Annotated in this window: 18 protein-coding genes; 8 read left to right on the forward strand and 10 right to left on the reverse strand. The window is 60.2% G+C overall.

Translation table 11 applies throughout. The features are described from left to right. Positions 1–164 precede the first annotated feature (164 nt). A complete protein-coding gene (rpmB, locus tag AB3X39_RS09345; protein ID WP_369417101.1) occupies positions 165–398 on the forward strand; it encodes a 50S ribosomal protein L28 in 234 nt (77 codons plus the stop codon). A gap of 35 nt (positions 399–433) precedes the next feature. Further along, positions 434–601 (forward strand): 50S ribosomal protein L33, encoded by a 168-nt coding sequence (gene rpmG, locus AB3X39_RS09350; RefSeq protein ID WP_369417102.1) that lies wholly within the window; start codon positions 434–436, stop codon positions 599–601. Here rpmG and AB3X39_RS09355 read toward each other — a convergent pair. Further along, positions 588–842, reverse strand: a complete 255-nt coding sequence (locus AB3X39_RS09355; RefSeq protein ID WP_369417103.1) for a hypothetical protein — start codon at positions 840–842, stop codon at positions 588–590. The two genes, rpmG and AB3X39_RS09355, sit on opposite strands and share 14 nt — an antisense overlap. A gap of 16 nt (positions 843–858) precedes the next feature. Here AB3X39_RS09355 and AB3X39_RS09360 point away from each other — a divergent pair, with 16 nt between their 5' ends. Beyond that, complete coding sequence (locus AB3X39_RS09360; RefSeq protein WP_369417104.1) at positions 859–2,238, forward strand: hypothetical protein; 1,380 nt, start codon at positions 859–861, stop codon at positions 2,236–2,238. On the opposite strand, the gene AB3X39_RS09365 is transcribed toward AB3X39_RS09360, so the two are convergent. The 3 genes from AB3X39_RS09365 to purN all read right to left on the reverse strand — a co-directional run bounded on the left by AB3X39_RS09365 (position 2,221) and on the right by purN (position 5,458). Further along, entirely contained in the window at positions 2,221–3,447 is a 1,227-nt protein-coding gene (locus AB3X39_RS09365; protein ID WP_369417105.1) for a DesA family fatty acid desaturase, read from the reverse strand. The two genes, AB3X39_RS09360 and AB3X39_RS09365, sit on opposite strands and share 18 nt — an antisense overlap. Positions 3,448–3,512: 65 nt before the next feature. After that, complete coding sequence (locus AB3X39_RS09370) at positions 3,513–4,769, reverse strand: RsmB/NOP family class I SAM-dependent RNA methyltransferase (RefSeq protein WP_369417106.1); 1,257 nt, start codon at positions 4,767–4,769, stop codon at positions 3,513–3,515. Positions 4,770–4,819: 50 nt separating this feature from the next. After that, entirely contained in the window at positions 4,820–5,458 is a 639-nt protein-coding gene (gene purN / locus AB3X39_RS09375; protein WP_369417107.1) for a phosphoribosylglycinamide formyltransferase, read from the reverse strand. Between the two features lie 101 nt (positions 5,459–5,559). Here purN and AB3X39_RS09380 point away from each other — a divergent pair, with 101 nt between their 5' ends. Further along, on the forward strand, positions 5,560–5,988 hold the full coding sequence (locus tag AB3X39_RS09380; RefSeq protein ID WP_369417169.1) for a DUF3717 domain-containing protein: 429 nt from the start codon (positions 5,560–5,562) through the stop codon (positions 5,986–5,988). Here the strand turns inward: AB3X39_RS09380 and AB3X39_RS09385 are convergent. Beyond that, positions 5,933–7,309: a sensor histidine kinase gene (locus tag AB3X39_RS09385; protein WP_369417108.1), complete on the reverse strand. Its 1,377-nt coding sequence runs from the start codon at positions 7,307–7,309 to the stop codon at positions 5,933–5,935. The genes AB3X39_RS09380 and AB3X39_RS09385 overlap by 56 nt on opposite strands. A 6-nt stretch (positions 7,310–7,315) precedes the next feature. Then, positions 7,316–8,029 (reverse strand): response regulator, encoded by a 714-nt coding sequence (locus AB3X39_RS09390; protein WP_369417109.1) that lies wholly within the window; start codon positions 8,027–8,029, stop codon positions 7,316–7,318. Positions 8,030–8,121: 92 nt separating this feature from the next. Between AB3X39_RS09390 and greB the strand changes: the two genes are divergently transcribed. Continuing rightward, the gene (greB, locus tag AB3X39_RS09395; RefSeq protein WP_369417110.1) at positions 8,122–8,649 is read left to right on the forward strand and encodes a transcription elongation factor GreB; all 528 of its coding nucleotides are present in this window, start codon (positions 8,122–8,124) and stop codon (positions 8,647–8,649) included. On the opposite strand, the gene AB3X39_RS09400 is transcribed toward greB, so the two are convergent. The 4 genes from AB3X39_RS09400 to AB3X39_RS09415 are packed head-to-tail and all read right to left on the reverse strand — an operon-like array spanning position 8,639 to position 12,870. Beyond that, entirely contained in the window at positions 8,639–11,011 is a 2,373-nt protein-coding gene (locus AB3X39_RS09400) for a RelA/SpoT family protein (RefSeq protein ID WP_369417111.1), read from the reverse strand. The two genes, greB and AB3X39_RS09400, sit on opposite strands and share 11 nt — an antisense overlap. Positions 11,012–11,035: 24 nt before the next feature. Further along, the gene (gene rpoZ / locus AB3X39_RS09405) at positions 11,036–11,239 is read right to left on the reverse strand and encodes a DNA-directed RNA polymerase subunit omega (protein WP_369417112.1); all 204 of its coding nucleotides are present in this window, start codon (positions 11,237–11,239) and stop codon (positions 11,036–11,038) included. 38 nt (positions 11,240–11,277) lie between these two features. Further along, entirely contained in the window at positions 11,278–11,904 is a 627-nt protein-coding gene (gene gmk / locus AB3X39_RS09410) for a guanylate kinase (protein WP_369417113.1), read from the reverse strand. 12 nt (positions 11,905–11,916) lie between these two features. Then, a complete protein-coding gene (locus AB3X39_RS09415) occupies positions 11,917–12,870 on the reverse strand; it encodes a YicC/YloC family endoribonuclease (RefSeq protein ID WP_369417114.1) in 954 nt (317 codons plus the stop codon). A 29-nt stretch (positions 12,871–12,899) separates the two neighbouring features. Between AB3X39_RS09415 and AB3X39_RS09420 the strand changes: the two genes are divergently transcribed. Genes AB3X39_RS09420 through rph form a run of 3 tightly spaced genes read left to right on the forward strand, consistent with a single transcriptional unit; the run spans position 12,900 to position 15,569 of the window. Then, positions 12,900–13,871 carry a serine/threonine protein kinase gene (locus AB3X39_RS09420; protein ID WP_369417115.1) on the forward strand — a complete coding sequence of 324 codons (972 nt, stop codon included), beginning with the start codon at positions 12,900–12,902 and terminating at the stop codon, positions 13,869–13,871. A gap of 26 nt (positions 13,872–13,897) precedes the next feature. Continuing rightward, positions 13,898–14,812: a PP2C family protein-serine/threonine phosphatase gene (locus AB3X39_RS09425; protein WP_369417116.1), complete on the forward strand. Its 915-nt coding sequence runs from the start codon at positions 13,898–13,900 to the stop codon at positions 14,810–14,812. Positions 14,813–14,843: 31 nt separating this feature from the next. Further along, a complete protein-coding gene (rph, locus tag AB3X39_RS09430; RefSeq protein WP_369417117.1) occupies positions 14,844–15,569 on the forward strand; it encodes a ribonuclease PH in 726 nt (241 codons plus the stop codon).

The raw sequence follows: 15,569 nt of genomic DNA on the forward strand, positions 1-15,569 counted from the left end.
GGCGCAGGCTATAATCTCCGTTTTGCCGTAAATCGGCTCGCCGGGTGAAGGGCGTTCAGCTCTTTGCCCGAGGAGACAGTCATCAAGCAAAAGCCTGACAAAGCGTATTTGTCAGAGTCCTGCTTGCTCTGCCTGTCGTTATGAACCAACCCTGGAGAAGCGTCATGGCACGCGTCTGTCAAGTCACGGGCAAGCGCCCGATGGTGGGCAACAACGTTTCCCACGCCAACAACAAAACGAAGCGTCGTTTTCTGCCGAACTTGCAGTACCGCCGCTTCTTTCTTGAGAACGAAAACCGCTGGATTCGTCTGCGGATCAGCAACGCTGCCCTGCGTCTGATCGACAAGGTCGGTATCGACCAAGTCGTGGCCGACATGCGTGCCCGTGGCGATCTGTGATCGAACGTCAACCACGTTGAACTGAGGAACAGATCATGGCCAAAGGCGCTCGCGAAAAAATCAAGCTCGAATCCACTGCTGGAACCGGGCATTTCTACACCACGACCAAAAACAAGAAGACCACGCCCGGAAAGCTGGAATTCTCGAAGTTTGATCCGAAGGCACGTAAGCACGTGATCTACAAAGAGATCAAGCTGAAGTAAATCGCTTCCGCGCACGAAAACCCGCCACGGTTCCGCTGTTGGCGGGTTTTTCCATGTCTGAATCACTGCTATCCGCCACACATTCACCCGGATAACACACCTGCCCTACAGTGATGTTCAACAAAATGAACGTCGGTGGGGAGGCTACCGTGGCAACCGCTTCTTGGCAGCGCATGGTGACAAGCATGGCCTTGTGCGTGTGCGCATCAACATCGGCTCCAGCCCAGTCGATCGAATTCACCCAAACACATCTCTTCATGGGACAGCCCTTAGCGCTTGAGCTTCGGGTGCGTTTCGGCGACATCCTCCCCCACCAAGCACTGAATTCGGACTGTGTTCAGATCCAGATTTATCAGGGTGAAGCCTCCTTGGCAGAGGAGCTTCATGTTCAACGGGCACAGCTTCAGGGCGTGGCATCAGATGCCGTCATTCAACTACGACTGCAAAGTCGGCACCCTCTCGCCGAGCCTTGGGTGCAAGGTCGCCTCAGCCTGCACTGTGGCTCACCGTTGACACGCGAATTCACGCTGCTGGTCAACCCTCCTTCTGCCGCCGCGCCCCCCATCCCACAACATTCCGTGAGACCTCAGCGGCCCACCAAGCCTGCCCACCGACACGTGGCCCCCAAAGCGCCCACAGCCGCTCTGTCACCACCAACGACCACGCCCACCCCACTGCTCACGGTGGCCGATGTGGCCAATCTTCAGCGCAGCCATCAACACCTGATCCGAGTGGTCGCGGCCCTCGAGGCCCGCCTGGACGAACAGGCTCTTCCTCGTGATCATCCCCCCATGAGCGAGCACGCGCCTGACACCGCAGCCCCACCCACGACTGAACCATCCTCGACAGAAGCATCACCACAGGTCACTGCGCCGCCCCCACAAACATCATGGTGGTGGCTGGGCAGCGTGATGCTGCTGGCCTGTGGCAGCTCATGGTTCCTGTACCGGCCGCGTCACACGCCTCGGCAATCTCACGCCCCCGACCCTGAAGAGATCCCCGCGATCCCCCCCACCACCATCCTCCGCGCCCAAACGCAGCCACCGGCAGAACGGGTCGTCGCATCACCTGAAGCGCCGGCCACCACGCATCTGCTTTGGCCAACGACATACGGTGGCGAGCCCTCCTTGGATGAACCCGAACTGGATGTTCCCATCAGCACCTTGGATCAGGCTGCCGCCGAGGGTTACTTGGGCGCAACGCTGGCCGTTTTGGAAAATACCTTGCAAATCCGTCGCAGTAAATCAGCCGATGTCCTGCTGCGCCTCCTTGATGGCTACGAGGCGCTTCAACAACCCATGAACCGTGCACGGGTTGCTTCACAACTGGAAGCGCTCTACAACGTACGCATCACGGACACAACCAGCGGCGAAGAAGAGATGCCTGCATCGATGGCCCAACAGCTCGTGAGCGCATGGCAACAACCCGACCGACCCTTGGCGCTGGCCAAGCTGCTATTGACCAAGGACGGCTCGGTAGCACCCTTGGACCTGGCCCCATTCCGGGAGGTTTTGTGGCTGCATCACCTCTGCTTGGAGGATGAGAAAGCCATGAAAAAAGGCACCGAAACCGATGCCTTGATTCCTTTGCATGCAAAGGCCGACGACTCTGCGCTGCGCCTAGCTGAGCTGCACTGACTTTAACTGTGCGGCAAAGCGTTGCAAGGCAGCGATACCACTGTCTTCGGCCTTCTTGCACCACACCTGAAGATCCGCCACCAGTTGATCGGCGGAGACATTGGTCTTGGTCCACAGCTGCCGCAACTCTTCGCGCATCGCCACCAACTCGGTCAGGATTTCGCTTTGACTCTTGGCTTTTTCAACCAAGGCGCGTAAATCGGTGGGGATTTTCTCGATATCGCGATGCAACCAACGCTTGGCCATGCGCATCTCAGCCCAGCGCTGCGAATTCACCTCGCCCTGCGCCTTCAACCGCGCCATTTCCGCCGTACAGGCGCGACGCAATTCAGCCGCGTAGCTGGCCATGACTTCGTAGCGATTGGCGATGATGGCTTCCAAGGTCGAGCCATCCGCCACCGGCTTGAGCTCACCCAGCATCATCTGTGGGGCCGTCTTGCGCACCTTCGCCCAACCAAGCAGCTCAAACATGCGGATGTAGCCCCAACCGATGTCGAACTCAAAAGGCTTGACCGACAACTTGGCCGAGGTCGGATAGGTGTGATGGTTGTTGTGCAGCTCTTCACCGCCGATGATGATGCCCCAAGGAAGGACATTCGTCGAAGCGTCCACCGCCTCGAAATTGCGATAGCCCCAATAGTGGCCGATGCCATTGATGATGCCGGCCGCCGTGACCGGAATCCAAAGCATCTGCACCGCCCAGACGGTCACACCCGCTGCGCCAAAGAGCAGCACGTCGATCAGCAACATCAACACCACGCCCATCTTGGAATGCTTGGCGTAGAGATGGCGCTCCAGCCAGTCATTGGGCGTGTTGTGGCCGTACTTCTTGAGCGTTTCTTGGTTCTTGGCCTCGGCACGGTACAACTCACTGCCTTCGAGCAAAACCTTCTTGATGCCACGCGCCACCGGGCTGTGCGGATCGTCCATCGTTTCGCACTTGGCGTGATGCTTACGATGGATCGACACCCACTCCTTGGTCACCATGCCCGAGGTCATCCACAGCCAGAAGCGAAACACATGCGATGGAACCGGGCCCAAATCAAGCGCCCGATGCGCTTGCGCTCGGTGCAAGAAAATCGTCACGGCTGCAATCGTCAGATGCGTAAAAGCAAGGGTGCAAAGGATGATCTGCCAGACGCTGGCATGCAGGAGGCCATGGGCCATCCCATCAAGCAAGGCACCGCCGATCTGAGAAATTTCAGGCATGAAAGGCTTTCAAGGGCGAGGGGAAAACGATTGCATCATTTTAAGGCAGTCACGTTCAGACCAACTTAACGTCGTTCCCACGCTGCGGCAAAGAACCCGTCGGTGCCGTGCCGATGGGGCCACAAGCGCAGGAACTCGTCTTGGCATAGATCAGCCGCCGCCGCCACTTTCTGGCGTGTCAAGATGTCGGCCACCGGCACCACGGTGAATTCATCGTGTTCGGCCGTGAAGGCGCGCGCGACATCCTCGTTTTCAGCAGTCAGTAGGCTGCACGTGGCGTAAACCAAGCGGCCGCCCGGCTTGAGCAGACGTGCCGCGCTGTGCAAAATGGCCTTTTGCTTGAGCACCAGCTCTTCAACCGCTGCCGGGGACTGCCGCCACTTCATGTCGGGATTGCGGCGCAAGGTGCCCAAACCCGAACACGGCGCATCCACCAACACCCGGTCGATCTTGCCGCTCAGGCGTTTGACACGCTCATCGCGCTCGTGCGAAATGCCCGCCGGGTAGACATTCGACAGGCCACTGCGCGCCAGACGCGGCTTCAAGGCATCCAGTCGATAGGCCGACACATCGAAGGCATAGAGCCGCCCAGTGTTGCGCATCATGGCGCCGAGCGCCAAGGTCTTGCCGCCCGCGCCAGCACAGAAATCAACCACCATCTCTGAGCGTTTCGCTTCGGTCAGCAGCGCCAGCAACTGGCTGCCTTCGTCCTGCACTTCGATCTGTCCGGAGACAAAGCAATCCATTTTGTAGAGCGCGGGCTTGCTCACAGTGCGCAAACCCCAAGGCGAATGCGGCGTGGGGTGCGTTTCGATGCCGGCCGCTGCCAGCGTGGCTTGAATGTCTTCGCGCTTGGCTTTTTGGGTGTTGACGCGCAAATCCAGCCCAGCAGGCCGATTCAGACTTTCCACCAGCGGCCAGAAATCGTCGCCCAAGGCGGGTTTAAGCGCTTGGGCCAACCAATCCGGCAGGTTGTGGCGCAGGCGCTCCGGCAAGGTGGAGCGGTCCATATCACGGGTCGATTCAAGCCAACGCAGCTCGTCGGGCGTGAGTGCGGCCCGCAAAAAAGCCTCCTGACCCGCCCAAGCCAAGATCACCAACCGGCGCTCCAACGGGCCAAAGCCCGACTGCGCCATGTTCTGCCACAGCAGGCGTTCACGCAGCAAGGCGTAAACGGTTTCAGCCAGAGCATGACGCTCACGCGAGCCCAACGTGCGGTATTGACGGAAAAAAGCCGACACCACGGCATCGGCCGGGATCTCGAAACGCAAGACCTCGCGCAAGAGATCAACAGCCAGATCAAGCAAGGCTTTCGGGTTCATATTCAGGACTCCAAGGGCGGAAAAATAGCAAAAACAAGGGCGATCATCACTCAGGGTGCGGCCCAGAGCCACTGCGGCTCCCCATGCTGGTGCCGTACGCGGCCCTCCGGCTCAAGGCGGAGTTCATCGGCTAAAAACCAGCGCACGGCACGCGGGTACACCACATGTTCACAGGCCAGCACGCGCGCAGCCAGACGGGCTTCATCATCACCCGGCAAGACAGGCACTGCGGCTTGAATCACCACCGGCCCATGATCGAGCGTTGGCGTCACGAAATGCACCGTGGCCCCCGCCACTTTGCAGCCGGCATCCAAGGCTCTTTGATGGGTATGCAAGCCCGCAAAGGCCGGCAACAACGAGGGGTGGATATTCATCAAACGGCCCTCAAAATGCCGCACAAAACCCTCGGTCAGGATGCGCATAAAGCCGGCCAAAACCACCAGATCGGGATCGTAACGATCGATTTCAGCCGCCAAGGCGGCATCAAAAGCCTCCCGGTTGGCAAAACCGGTGTGGTCGATCACGACGGTATGGAGACCTTGCTCGCGCGCCCAGTCCAGCCCCCCAGCATGTGGGCGATGACTGATCACGGCGGCGATACGCGCTGGCCAGCGCTCGGCAGCAAGGGCCGTGGCGATGGCTTGCATGTTGCTGCCTCGCCCAGAAATGAGCATCACAATTGTTTTCATCGGGCCGCGAGTGTAGCCACTGGGGCCACCCGTCCCCATAAGCAGGTCTTAGCGTCATGTTGCCTACAATGCCGAGCTTCCAAAAAGCACCCTCACGCCTCATGCCCGGCCTGCACATTCAAGATCTTGAAGCTGCCATCAATTGGTGGCGTGAGCGCCGCCCTTCTCAGGATGGCTTGATCGCTTGCGATGAGGTGCTGGCGTTGGCGGAGATCTACGCCGACATGGTCTACCGTCGGCACACCCACCTGCCTCAAACCCGACTGAAGCCCACCGCCTTGTCGGCTTGGCTGGCTTGGTATGCGACCACCCCGGATGCGCCCTGCATCGCCATTTGCTCAACCACGCAAGGCGACGCGGTCTGCAAGGGCTGTGGCCGCAGTTTCGATGAGATCCAAGATTGGACCGTCATGGATCCGTTCGAAAAACGTGCCGTCTGGCACCGGATCATCCACGAACAAACCGCTTGGCGCTTTAACCGTTATGCCGAACGGGCTCGGAGCCCGTCACAGGATGAAGTGGTAGCGTGAGCACAAAGCAGCTGCCGCCGCCCTCACGCGCTTCACAGCACACCGAGCCCTTGTGCCGCTGCGCGATCTGACGCACCAAACTCAAGCCAAGCCCCACGCCGCCAGCGCCTTCTGTGTGACCGGGGAGGCGATAAAAGGATTCGAAGATCCGTTCCCGTTCAGCTTCAGGCACCCCAGGGCCACGGTCACAGATCGCCAGCCGTAACGCTGTGGCGCTGGTTTCGAGATGCAGACTGACCTCGTCACCGCCATAGCGCCGGCCATTCTCCAGCAAGTTACGCAAGGCACGGCGCAATAAACGCTCATCACCATCCAGCTCTGGAGCCGCTGCCTGCGTTGCGCCCACCACCAACTCGGCACCAACACGGGCGCATTCTTCAGCGGCCAAACCGAGCAGATCAACACGCTCCACACTCAAGGCCGTCCGCGCTTCCAAGCGACTGGCCAGCAGCACCTCTTCGACCAAACTGTTCAGTTCATCGATATCGCGATCAATCTCGGCTTGCAAGGCCGGCCGACGGTGCTCTGGCGTGGTCGGCAACATGGCCAAGGCCATCTTCAAACGGGCCAAAGGAGAGCGGAATTCGTGACTCGCATTGGCCAACAACGATTGGTTGGCTCGCACCAGCTCTTCGATGCGCGAGGCGGCCAAGTTGAAGCTCTGGGCCAAGGCGGCAATTTCATCTCGCCCATCCACACTGACCCGCTGCCCCAAATGCCCGGCCCCGAAAGCTTCAACCCCTTTTTGCAGCGCTTCAAGGCGGCGCGTCAGGCGGCGCACGACGGGATAAGAACCCGCCGCGATGGCCAAGAACAGCAGCGCCAAACCACCCAACACCACCGACGCGCGCTCCTCAGGCGGGGGCAAATGCCGAGCACGTCCCCCATACTCACCGGCACCACCATTCAGCGGCCGCAGCCCACCACCGCGCAGAACCCACAAAACCCGTCCATCTGAAAGCACAAATCGGCTGCTCGGGCCCACATCGTCGTTGCTCATCACGTTTTGACGCTGCGCATAGAGCGCCGATGTGGCCAACCGATGGCCCGCAGCGTCATCCAGAGCGATCCCCATGCGCAATCGTTGCGCCCAGGTCAAAAGCGCCTGGGCCTGATCTTCAGACGGTGCCTCAGCGGGCGGCAGGCTGTGCTCCAACAATTCCACCCAAGCCGACATGCGCTCGTGGATCACGGCACGTTCGATCTGACCATGTTGCGCGGCGGTGTGATGGCGCACGATCAACATGGCCACCAAGGCAAACACCATCAGCACCAGCAACACCGTGACATAAATATTCAGGTAAAGGTGGCGTAGACGCATACGACCTCAACCCCCTCGGCCGTCCTGATCTTGATCGCGTGCAAACACATAGCCTGCGCCGCGCACGGTCAGGATGCGTCGGGGCACCTTCGGGTCATCCTCAATGGCTGCACGGATGCGCGACACATGCACATCGATGCTGCGGTCAAACACATCCATGGGATGGCCTTTGAGCGTATCCATGATCTGGTCACGACTCAGGACCCGGCCCGGGCTGCGGGCCAGCACCAAGAGCAGATCGAACTGCCAACTGGTCAGCTCACGAATCTGCGCATCCACCCGCACTTGCCGCGCACTGGGATCAATCTCAAGACGACCAAAGTGCAACACCGCGTCCAGCGCCGGTGGCGTGGCCCGGCGCAGCAAGGCCTTGACGCGGGCCAACAGCTCGCGGGGCTCGAAGGGTTTGGGCAAATAGTCGTCAGCCCCAAGTTCCAGCCCCAAAATACGGTCCATCGGTTCGCCCCGGGCGGTCAGCATCAGCAAAGGCAAGGTGGCCCAGCGCGGATCGGCACGCAGCTCACGCGTCAAGCCGAGCCCATCGCCATCAGGCAACATCAAGTCCAGCAAGAGGAGGTCAAAAGGATGGCGACCCAGCAAGTCACGCCCTTGGGCCAAGTTGGCGGCCAGCGTGACCACGAATCCTGAGGGTGCCAGATAATCGCGCACCATGGCCGCAAGACGAACATCGTCATCAATCAGAAGCAGTCGGTGATTCATAGCTGGCATCATCGCCGAAGCTTGGAGGGCGTGCGTGAAGGCCCTGTGAGCGTTTTGTGACCCCGATGTAAAGCCACCCCACCGATCCCCGCATGAATGACGACGACGAAAGTTCCCCGCCCCTGCCTCAAGGGACGCGCAACTACCTCACCCCGCAGGGCTATGCCCGGCTGCGCGCCGAGCTGATGAGCCTGCTGGACGAAGAACGCCCCAAGGTGGTGGAGATCGTGTCTTGGGCCGCCAAGAACGGTGACCGCTCAGAAAACGGCGACTATCTCTACGGCAAGAAACGCCTGCGGGAAATCGATCGACGTATCCACTTCCTCACGCGCCGACTCGATATCGCTGAGATCACCGACCCCACACGGCATCACGGCAGTGATCAGATCTTTTTTGGGGCCAGCGTCACTTGGTGCAACGCGCGGGGTGAGGAGCGCACCGTCACGATCAAGGGGATGGATGAAGCCGATAGCCTCGCCGGCGAAGTGAGCTGGGTGTCACCGATTGCGCGCGCGCTGCTCAAGGCCCACGAAGGCGATGAGGTCACGGTCATGACCCCCGCAGGACCCGAACGACTGGAGATCGTGCGCGTCAGCTATCCCAAGCCCGTCACGGCTTGACACGCAGGACCCGGACCACCGAGGGGCCGCGCCGCACCACGCGAAGGACATCGGCCAGATGTTGCCGGTCGCGCACAGAGAGCAGCAGCTTGAGCTCACTGGTCTCGTCGGTGGTCACGGGGTCCATATCGATGTGAACGATGTCAGCCTGCGCCGTGCTGACCGCTTGAGCCACCTCGGCCAGCACCCCCTTGCCGTTGCGCACCAGCACCGAAACACCGGTCTCAAAGGCCCGCACCGGCTGATCCGCCCACTCCACCCCCAGCCAGCGTTCGTTGTCACGTTCAAACAGGCGTTTGCCCACGGAACATTCGGCAGTGTGCACCGTCAAACCTTCGCCGCGCCCCAAATACCCGACGATCTCATCGCCCGGAATGGGCCGACAGCACGGGGCAAGCTGCACCGTGGCGTTTTCACTGCCATCAATGACCACAGCACCTTGAGAGAAGGCACTGCCATCGTCGTCAGCGGCAAAGTGGCCCATCGACAAGGTCAAGGCATCCGGTTTATGGCCCTTTTCGACCATCAACCGAGCCAACCGCTTGGCCACGATCGACGGAATCTTGCGGCCGAGCCCCAAGTCGATCAGCAATTCACGCCGATGGCGGTTGCCGCTCCAGCGCACCAAGACTTGCCACAACGCATCGTCAGCGTCCAAGCCTTCGGGGGGCAAGGTCAAGCCTTCGGCACGCAACGCTTGGGTGAGCAACTTGAGGCCGAGTTCATACGACTCATCGGCCTCCATATTCTTCAGGTAATGGCGAATCTTGGAGCGAGCCCGACCGGTGCGCACAAAGTTGAGCCATGCCGGATTGGGCCGAGCGGAGGACGACGTGACGATATCCACCACATCCCCCGAGGACAGCTCATACCGCAGCGGCACTGGCTCGCCATTGACATGGGCTGCCACGCAGTGGTCGCCCACACGCGAGTGAATGGCATAGGCGAAATCCACCGGCGTAGCGCCACGCGGCAGCGCCATGATCTTGCTTTTAGGCGTAAAGACATAGACCGAGTCGGGGAAGAGATCAATCTTGACGTGCTCTAGAAACTCGGCGGAATCGCGCGTTTCGTTTTGAATATCGATCAGAGACTGCAACCACAAGGTCCCGAGGCGCTGTGCATCCGGCACTTCTCCGGCTTCGCGCTCCTTGTACATCCAGTGCGCAGCAATGCCCTCCTCGGCCACCGCTTCCATGGCGTCCGTTCGAATCTGGAATTCAACCGCCGTCCCGACCGGGCTGGCCAAGGTGGTATGCAATGACTGATAGCCATTGGCCTTGGGAATGGCGATGTAATCCTTGAATCGACCGGGAATGGGCTTGTAGAGCTGGTGCAAGACACCCAAGCTCAAATAGCAATCAGGCAAGGACTCGACAACCACTCGAAAACCGAAGATGTCGCTGACTTGGGCAAAACTAAGCCGCTTATCGCGCATCTTGCGGTAAATAGAGTGCACCGTCTTCTCGCGTCCGTAGACTTGCGCCGGCACCCCCGCTTGGATCAATGCTTTTTCGACTTCGGTGCGCACCTGATCGACCACGTCGCGCCGATGTCCGCGTGCCCGCGCCACCGCGCGCGCCACCGCCGCATGCCGCCACGGCTGCATGTGCTGGAAAGACAGATCCAGCAACTCGTGATACGTCGCGTTCAGGCCCAGTCGATGCGCAATCGGGGCGTAAATCTCGGAGGTCTCGCGGGCGATACGAGCACGCTTGTGCTGCGCCATCGAGTCCATCGTGCGCATGTTGTGCAAACGATCGGCCAACTTGATGAGAATGACCCGCACATCGCGTGACATGGCCAAAAGCATCTTGCGAAAGGACTCAGCTTGCGTTTCTTCGCGGGTCGAGAACTGCAATTTATCGAGTTTGGTCAAGCCATCGACCAATTCAGCGGTCGGAGAACCAAAGCGCTCCACCAATTCAGCCTTGGTGACACCACAGTCTTCCATGGCGTCATGCATCAAAGCGGCCATGATGGCTTGGTCGTCCAGCTTCCAGTCGGCACACAAACCAGCCACCGCAATAGGGTGGGTGATGTAGGGCTCACCACTGGCGCGGAACTGCCCCAAGTGGGCTTGATCAGCAAATTTGTAGGCCTCAAGCACCCGCGCAACATCGGCCGGGGTGAGGTAACCCAATTTTCCCGTCAGGGCAGCAAAGGAGGCCGCACTCGGTTCCGGGGAGTTCAGCGCAGCGGCACTTGGCGCAGGGCCAGCCGCAACCCCCTCTTGGGCCAGCAAAGCGGCGGTGTCATGGTGGACGACCGCCTCATCCGATCCGGCAACGACAGGTGGACCCCGCCGCCCCCAAGTCGGGAAAAACATTCGACGCAGAACAGCAGCGGCACGTGAAGACATCCGCGCACTGTACCGCGCCTCAGCTCAGGTCGGAACCTTGCGCAGCATCTCAATACCGACTTCGCCAGCAGCGATCTCGCGCAAAGCGGTCACGCCGGGCTTGTTACGGGTCTCAATCTTGGGGCTGTGGCCTTGGCTGAGCATGCGAGCACGGTAGGTCGCTGCCAACACGAGTTGGAAACGATTGGGGATTTTTTGCAGACAATCTTCGACGGTGATACGGGCCATGACCAAACTCCAGTGCGACCCAAACCATCACGATCAGGTCAAGTCAATTGCAGGGCATCAAACACAACCTTGCGGCTGCGTTGCTGAGCCGAGTATTTTAGTCGTTGTGCATGAACGATGGTCTTGAGATCGAAAAGCGCGGTATCAAACAGCGCGTTCACCACCACAAAATCGAAGTGCCGCGCCTGCGCCACCTCGTGGTGGGCATTGATCATGCGCTGCTCAATCACCTCCGCCGCATCCTCGCCCCGGCGCATCAAGCGCTGGTGCAATTCTTCGTAGCTCGGGGGCAAGATGAAGATCAGCACCGCACGGGGGAACAATTTTTTGATCTGCACCGCCCCTTGCCAGTCAATCTCCAGCACCACGTCTTCGCCGCCTTGCAAACGCGCTTCGATGGCATGACGTGACGTACCGTATAGGTTGCCGTGCACATGGGCCCATTCGACAAAGCCGTCCTGATCGACCATGGCTTGGAACTGCGCCTTGTCGATGAACCAATACTCGCGCCCGTTTTGCTCCTGCCCACGCGGTGCGCGGGTGGTGTGCGAGATCGAGACTTGCAGATGCGCATCAAGTTCCAGCAGCGCTTTGACGAGGCTGGATTTGCCAGCCCCCGAGGGGGCAGCCACCACAAACAGGTTGCCGGGGTAATCGTGATTCATGGCCATTCAACGTCATTCCAAGTTCTGAACCTGCTCACGCATTTGTTCGATCAGCACCTTCATGTCCACCGAGATGCGGGTCAGATCCATCGCTGCCGACTTCGAGCCCAACGTGTTGGCCTCGCGGTGCAGTTCTTGGATCAAGAAATCAAGTCGCTTGCCAACCTCGCCGCCCACGCGCAAAAGTCGATCGATCTCGTCCAGATGCACCCCGAGTCGCGACAGCTCTTCGGCGACGTCGATGCGCAAGGCAAAGGCGGCTGCCTCCGCCATGGCTCTTTCGGCCAAAGTCTGCTGCGAAGCAGGCGCCGCACTGGCACCCCCAGCCGATTGCAAGGCCTGCGCCCAGCGCTCCAAAAAACGCTCCTGTTGCCGCGCCACCACCTGCGGCAACAACGGCGCGGCCTCACGGGTCAAGGCACGCAGCTTGGTCACACAGACTTGCAAGACCTCCGCCAACCGAGCGCCTTCGCGTTCGCGCGCTTCACGCAATTGCACGATGCACTGGCGGGCCACGGTCAGGACTTGCTCATCGGCCACCACCACCGGCTTGGTGCTGCGACACCACTGCAAGACCTCATGCACGCTGAGTGCAGCGGCGTTGGGCATCCAACTTTGGATCGAGGCCTCCATGCGCGCCAGTTCGCTGAGCTGTGCGGCCGGCACGGGCTGAAGCCAACCAGCTCCTGAATCAGCCGATGCAGATCGATCCACCGTGAGCCGCAACTCCACTTTGCCGCGCCGAATACCGCTGCTGAGCACGTCGCGCAGGGCAGGCTCCAAGGCTCGGAACTCGTCGGGAAGCCTAAAAGCGACATCCAAAAAGCGACTGTTGACGGAACGCACGTCGATGCTGATCGCGCCCCCCTTAGCGGCGCCTGATGCGACGCCCGCTTCGACCGATTCGCGAGCTTCGGCCACAGGAACCACGGCTTGGGCGTAGCCGGTCATGCTGTACACTGACATTGCAGATCTCGATAGGCCAAAGTTCGATTATGTCAAAGCCCAAACCGGCACCACTGCCCCCGGGCACCGTGGTAGGGGGCTACCAAGTCGTCCGCAAGCTGGCAGCAGGGGGCTTCGGCGTTGTTTACTTGGCCGAAGACGAAGAGCGGCGTCTGGTGGCTCTGAAAGAATATCTCCCGTCATCGCTCGCTGAGCGTTCGCCGGGCGAAATGATTCCGCGTGTCAAACCGGAAAAACAGCCCCTTTATCGCTTGGGTCTGAAGAGCTTCTTCGAAGAAGGTCGCTCGCTCGCGCAGATCAGTCATCCGAGTGTGGTTTCGGTGCTGAATTTCTTCCGCGAAAACGAAACTGTTTACATGGTGATGAACTACCTTCAAGGCGATACCTTGCAGGATTTCATCGTCACAGCACGGGATCTCAAGCGCGACAAAGTTTTCCGTGAATCGTCGATTCGCTCGCTCTTCGATGAGATCTTGCGGGGCTTGCGCATCGTGCATCAGCACAAGATGCTGCATCTGGACATCAAGCCCGCGAATATCTTCATCACCAACGACAACAAGGCCGTGATGCTCGACTTCGGCGCAGCGCGCGAAGTCCTGAGCAAAGAAGGCAACTTCATCCGGCCGATGTACACCCCCGGCTTTGCCGCGCCAGAGATGTATCGCCGCGACGGCACGCTGGGACCTTGGACCGACATCTACGCCATCGGCGCATGCATCTACGCCTGCATGCAGGGCTATCCACCCAACGACGCTCCGCAGCGGCTCGAAAAGGATCGCCTGAGCTTGTCGTTGTCGCGCCTACGCAACGTCTACTCCGACAATTTGATCGAAGTGACCGAGTGGTGCATGTCCACCGACGCCTTGGCGCGGCCGCAAAGTGTCTTTGCCTTGCAAAAGGAACTGGCTCGCGAAGCCGAGCGGCGCTACACCAAGTTGAGCTTCAGCGAACGCCTCAAACTTCAGATCGAAAATCTGAAAACGGGTGCGGCCAAGGCCTGACCCTGACCCCTTGGGATCCTTTTTCCATGCGTTTTTCGGTATATCAGATCAGCCGCCGGGGTGGCCGCGAGAAGAACGAAGACCGGATGGGCTATTGCTACACCCGGACCTCTGGTTTGTTCGCTTTGGCTGACGGCATGGGCGGACACCCTGAAGGCGAAGTCGCTTCGCAGATGTCCTTGCAAATGCTGGCCACCAGCTTTCAGCGCGAAGCCAAACCCCAATTGCGTGATCCGCGTCGCTTCCTGCATGACGGCATCATGGCCGCGCATCACCAACTGCTGCGCTACGCCACCGAACGCTCCTTGCTCGACACGCCACGCACCACCATGGTGGCCTGCGTCTTGCAACAGCGCGAAGCCTACTGGGCACATTGCGGCGACTCGCGTCTGTACTTGGTGCGCGGCAACAAGCTCATCACCCGCACCCGCGACCACTCCTACGCTGAGCTGCAAGAAACACTCTCAGGCGTGATTCCTTTGGGCGACAAAGTGAACCGCAATGTGCTCTTCACCTGCTTGGGCAGCCCGGGCAAGCCGGTGATCGACATCGTCGGCCCGATGGTGATGCAACCTGGCGACCGCTTTTTGCTCTGTTCAGACGGACTCTGGGGCAGCATCGACGACGAAACCATCGCCAGCTATCTGGCAGGACGACCCATCATTGATGCGGTGCCCGAGCTGGTGGAGCGCGCCTTGCGTGTGGCCGGCGAGAAAAGCGACAACGTCACCGTTTTGTCGGTCGAGTGGGAAGCGGCCGAAGACGATGACATGGCCTCCGACACCGAAGCCGACACCCTCGGCAACGAGATGTTCGCCTCGACCATCCAAGCGGGCGGCGTCAACGACGATGAAGACGTGCTCGACGACGCCGAGATTGAACGCTCCATCCGCGAAATCAACGAAGCCATCCAGCGCAGCGGCTCACAGCGCCGCACCTGAGCCCCTTTTCTCTCTCTTCGAGACCTTCCCCATGAGCTTTGAACGCAGCGCCCAGCGCAGTCCGGATCAGATGCGCCCCGTGCGCATCACCCGCCATTTCACCTGCCACGCCGAGGGTTCGGTGCTGATCGAGTTTGGCGACACCAAGGTGCTCTGTACCGCCTCGGTCGAAGAGAAAGTGCCACCGCATCAAAAGGGCAAGGGCGAAGGCTGGGTCACGGCCGAATACGGCATGCTGCCGCGCTCGACCCACACCCGCAGCGCCCGCGAAGCCGCCAAAGGCAAGCAAAGCGGCCGCACCCAAGAAATCCAACGCCTCATCGGCCGCTCGATGCGCTGCATCTTCGACCTGAAGGCTCTGGGTGAACGCACCATCCACCTCGACTGCGACGTGCTCCAAGCCGACGGCGGCACCCGCACCGCCGCCATCACCGGCGCTTATGTGGCAGCGCACGACGCCGTGAGCTGGCTTTTGGCCAAGGGCCTGATCAGCCAGTCACCGCTGATCGACGCCGTGGCCGCCATTTCGGTCGGCATCGTGCAAGGCACGCCCTTGCTGGATCTGGAATACATCGAAGACTCAGCCTGCGACACCGACATGAATGTGGTCATGACCGGCTCGGGTGGGTTTGTGGAAGTGCAAGGCACCGCTGAAGGCGTGGCTTTTCAGCGCGCCGAGATGGACGCCCTGCTGGCCTTGGCCGACAAAGGCATCAAGGAGCTGATCGCCGCCCAAAACGCCGCGCTCGGCCTGTAA

It is taken from the genome of Leptothrix ochracea, from assembly GCF_041083635.1.
Taxonomy (GTDB): Bacteria; Pseudomonadota; Gammaproteobacteria; order Burkholderiales; family Burkholderiaceae_C; genus Sphaerotilus; species Sphaerotilus ochraceus.

Coding starts and splice junctions, on each gene's coding strand:
- rpmB (WP_369417101.1), top strand. CDS start 165: ATGGCACGCGTCTGTCAAGTCACGGGCAAGCGCCCGATGGTGGGCAAC.
- rpmG (WP_369417102.1), top strand. CDS start 434: ATGGCCAAAGGCGCTCGCGAAAAAATCAAGCTCGAATCCACTGCTGGA.
- AB3X39_RS09360 (WP_369417104.1), top strand. CDS start 859: ATGGGACAGCCCTTAGCGCTTGAGCTTCGGGTGCGTTTCGGCGACATC.
- AB3X39_RS09365 (WP_369417105.1), bottom strand. CDS start 3,447: ATGCCTGAAATTTCTCAGATCGGCGGTGCCTTGCTTGATGGGATGGCC.
- AB3X39_RS09370 (WP_369417106.1), bottom strand. CDS start 4,769: ATGAACCCGAAAGCCTTGCTTGATCTGGCTGTTGATCTCTTGCGCGAG.
- purN (WP_369417107.1), bottom strand. CDS start 5,458: ATGAAAACAATTGTGATGCTCATTTCTGGGCGAGGCAGCAACATGCAA.
- AB3X39_RS09380 (WP_369417169.1), top strand. CDS start 5,560: ATGCCCGGCCTGCACATTCAAGATCTTGAAGCTGCCATCAATTGGTGG.
- AB3X39_RS09385 (WP_369417108.1), bottom strand. CDS start 7,309: ATGCGTCTACGCCACCTTTACCTGAATATTTATGTCACGGTGTTGCTG.
- AB3X39_RS09390 (WP_369417109.1), bottom strand. CDS start 8,029: ATGAATCACCGACTGCTTCTGATTGATGACGATGTTCGTCTTGCGGCC.
- greB (WP_369417110.1), top strand. CDS start 8,122: ATGAATGACGACGACGAAAGTTCCCCGCCCCTGCCTCAAGGGACGCGC.
- AB3X39_RS09400 (WP_369417111.1), bottom strand. CDS start 11,011: ATGTCTTCACGTGCCGCTGCTGTTCTGCGTCGAATGTTTTTCCCGACT.
- rpoZ (WP_369417112.1), bottom strand. CDS start 11,239: ATGGCCCGTATCACCGTCGAAGATTGTCTGCAAAAAATCCCCAATCGT.
- gmk (WP_369417113.1), bottom strand. CDS start 11,904: ATGAATCACGATTACCCCGGCAACCTGTTTGTGGTGGCTGCCCCCTCG.
- AB3X39_RS09415 (WP_369417114.1), bottom strand. CDS start 12,870: ATGTCAGTGTACAGCATGACCGGCTACGCCCAAGCCGTGGTTCCTGTG.
- AB3X39_RS09420 (WP_369417115.1), top strand. CDS start 12,900: ATGTCAAAGCCCAAACCGGCACCACTGCCCCCGGGCACCGTGGTAGGG.
- AB3X39_RS09425 (WP_369417116.1), top strand. CDS start 13,898: ATGCGTTTTTCGGTATATCAGATCAGCCGCCGGGGTGGCCGCGAGAAG.
- rph (WP_369417117.1), top strand. CDS start 14,844: ATGAGCTTTGAACGCAGCGCCCAGCGCAGTCCGGATCAGATGCGCCCC.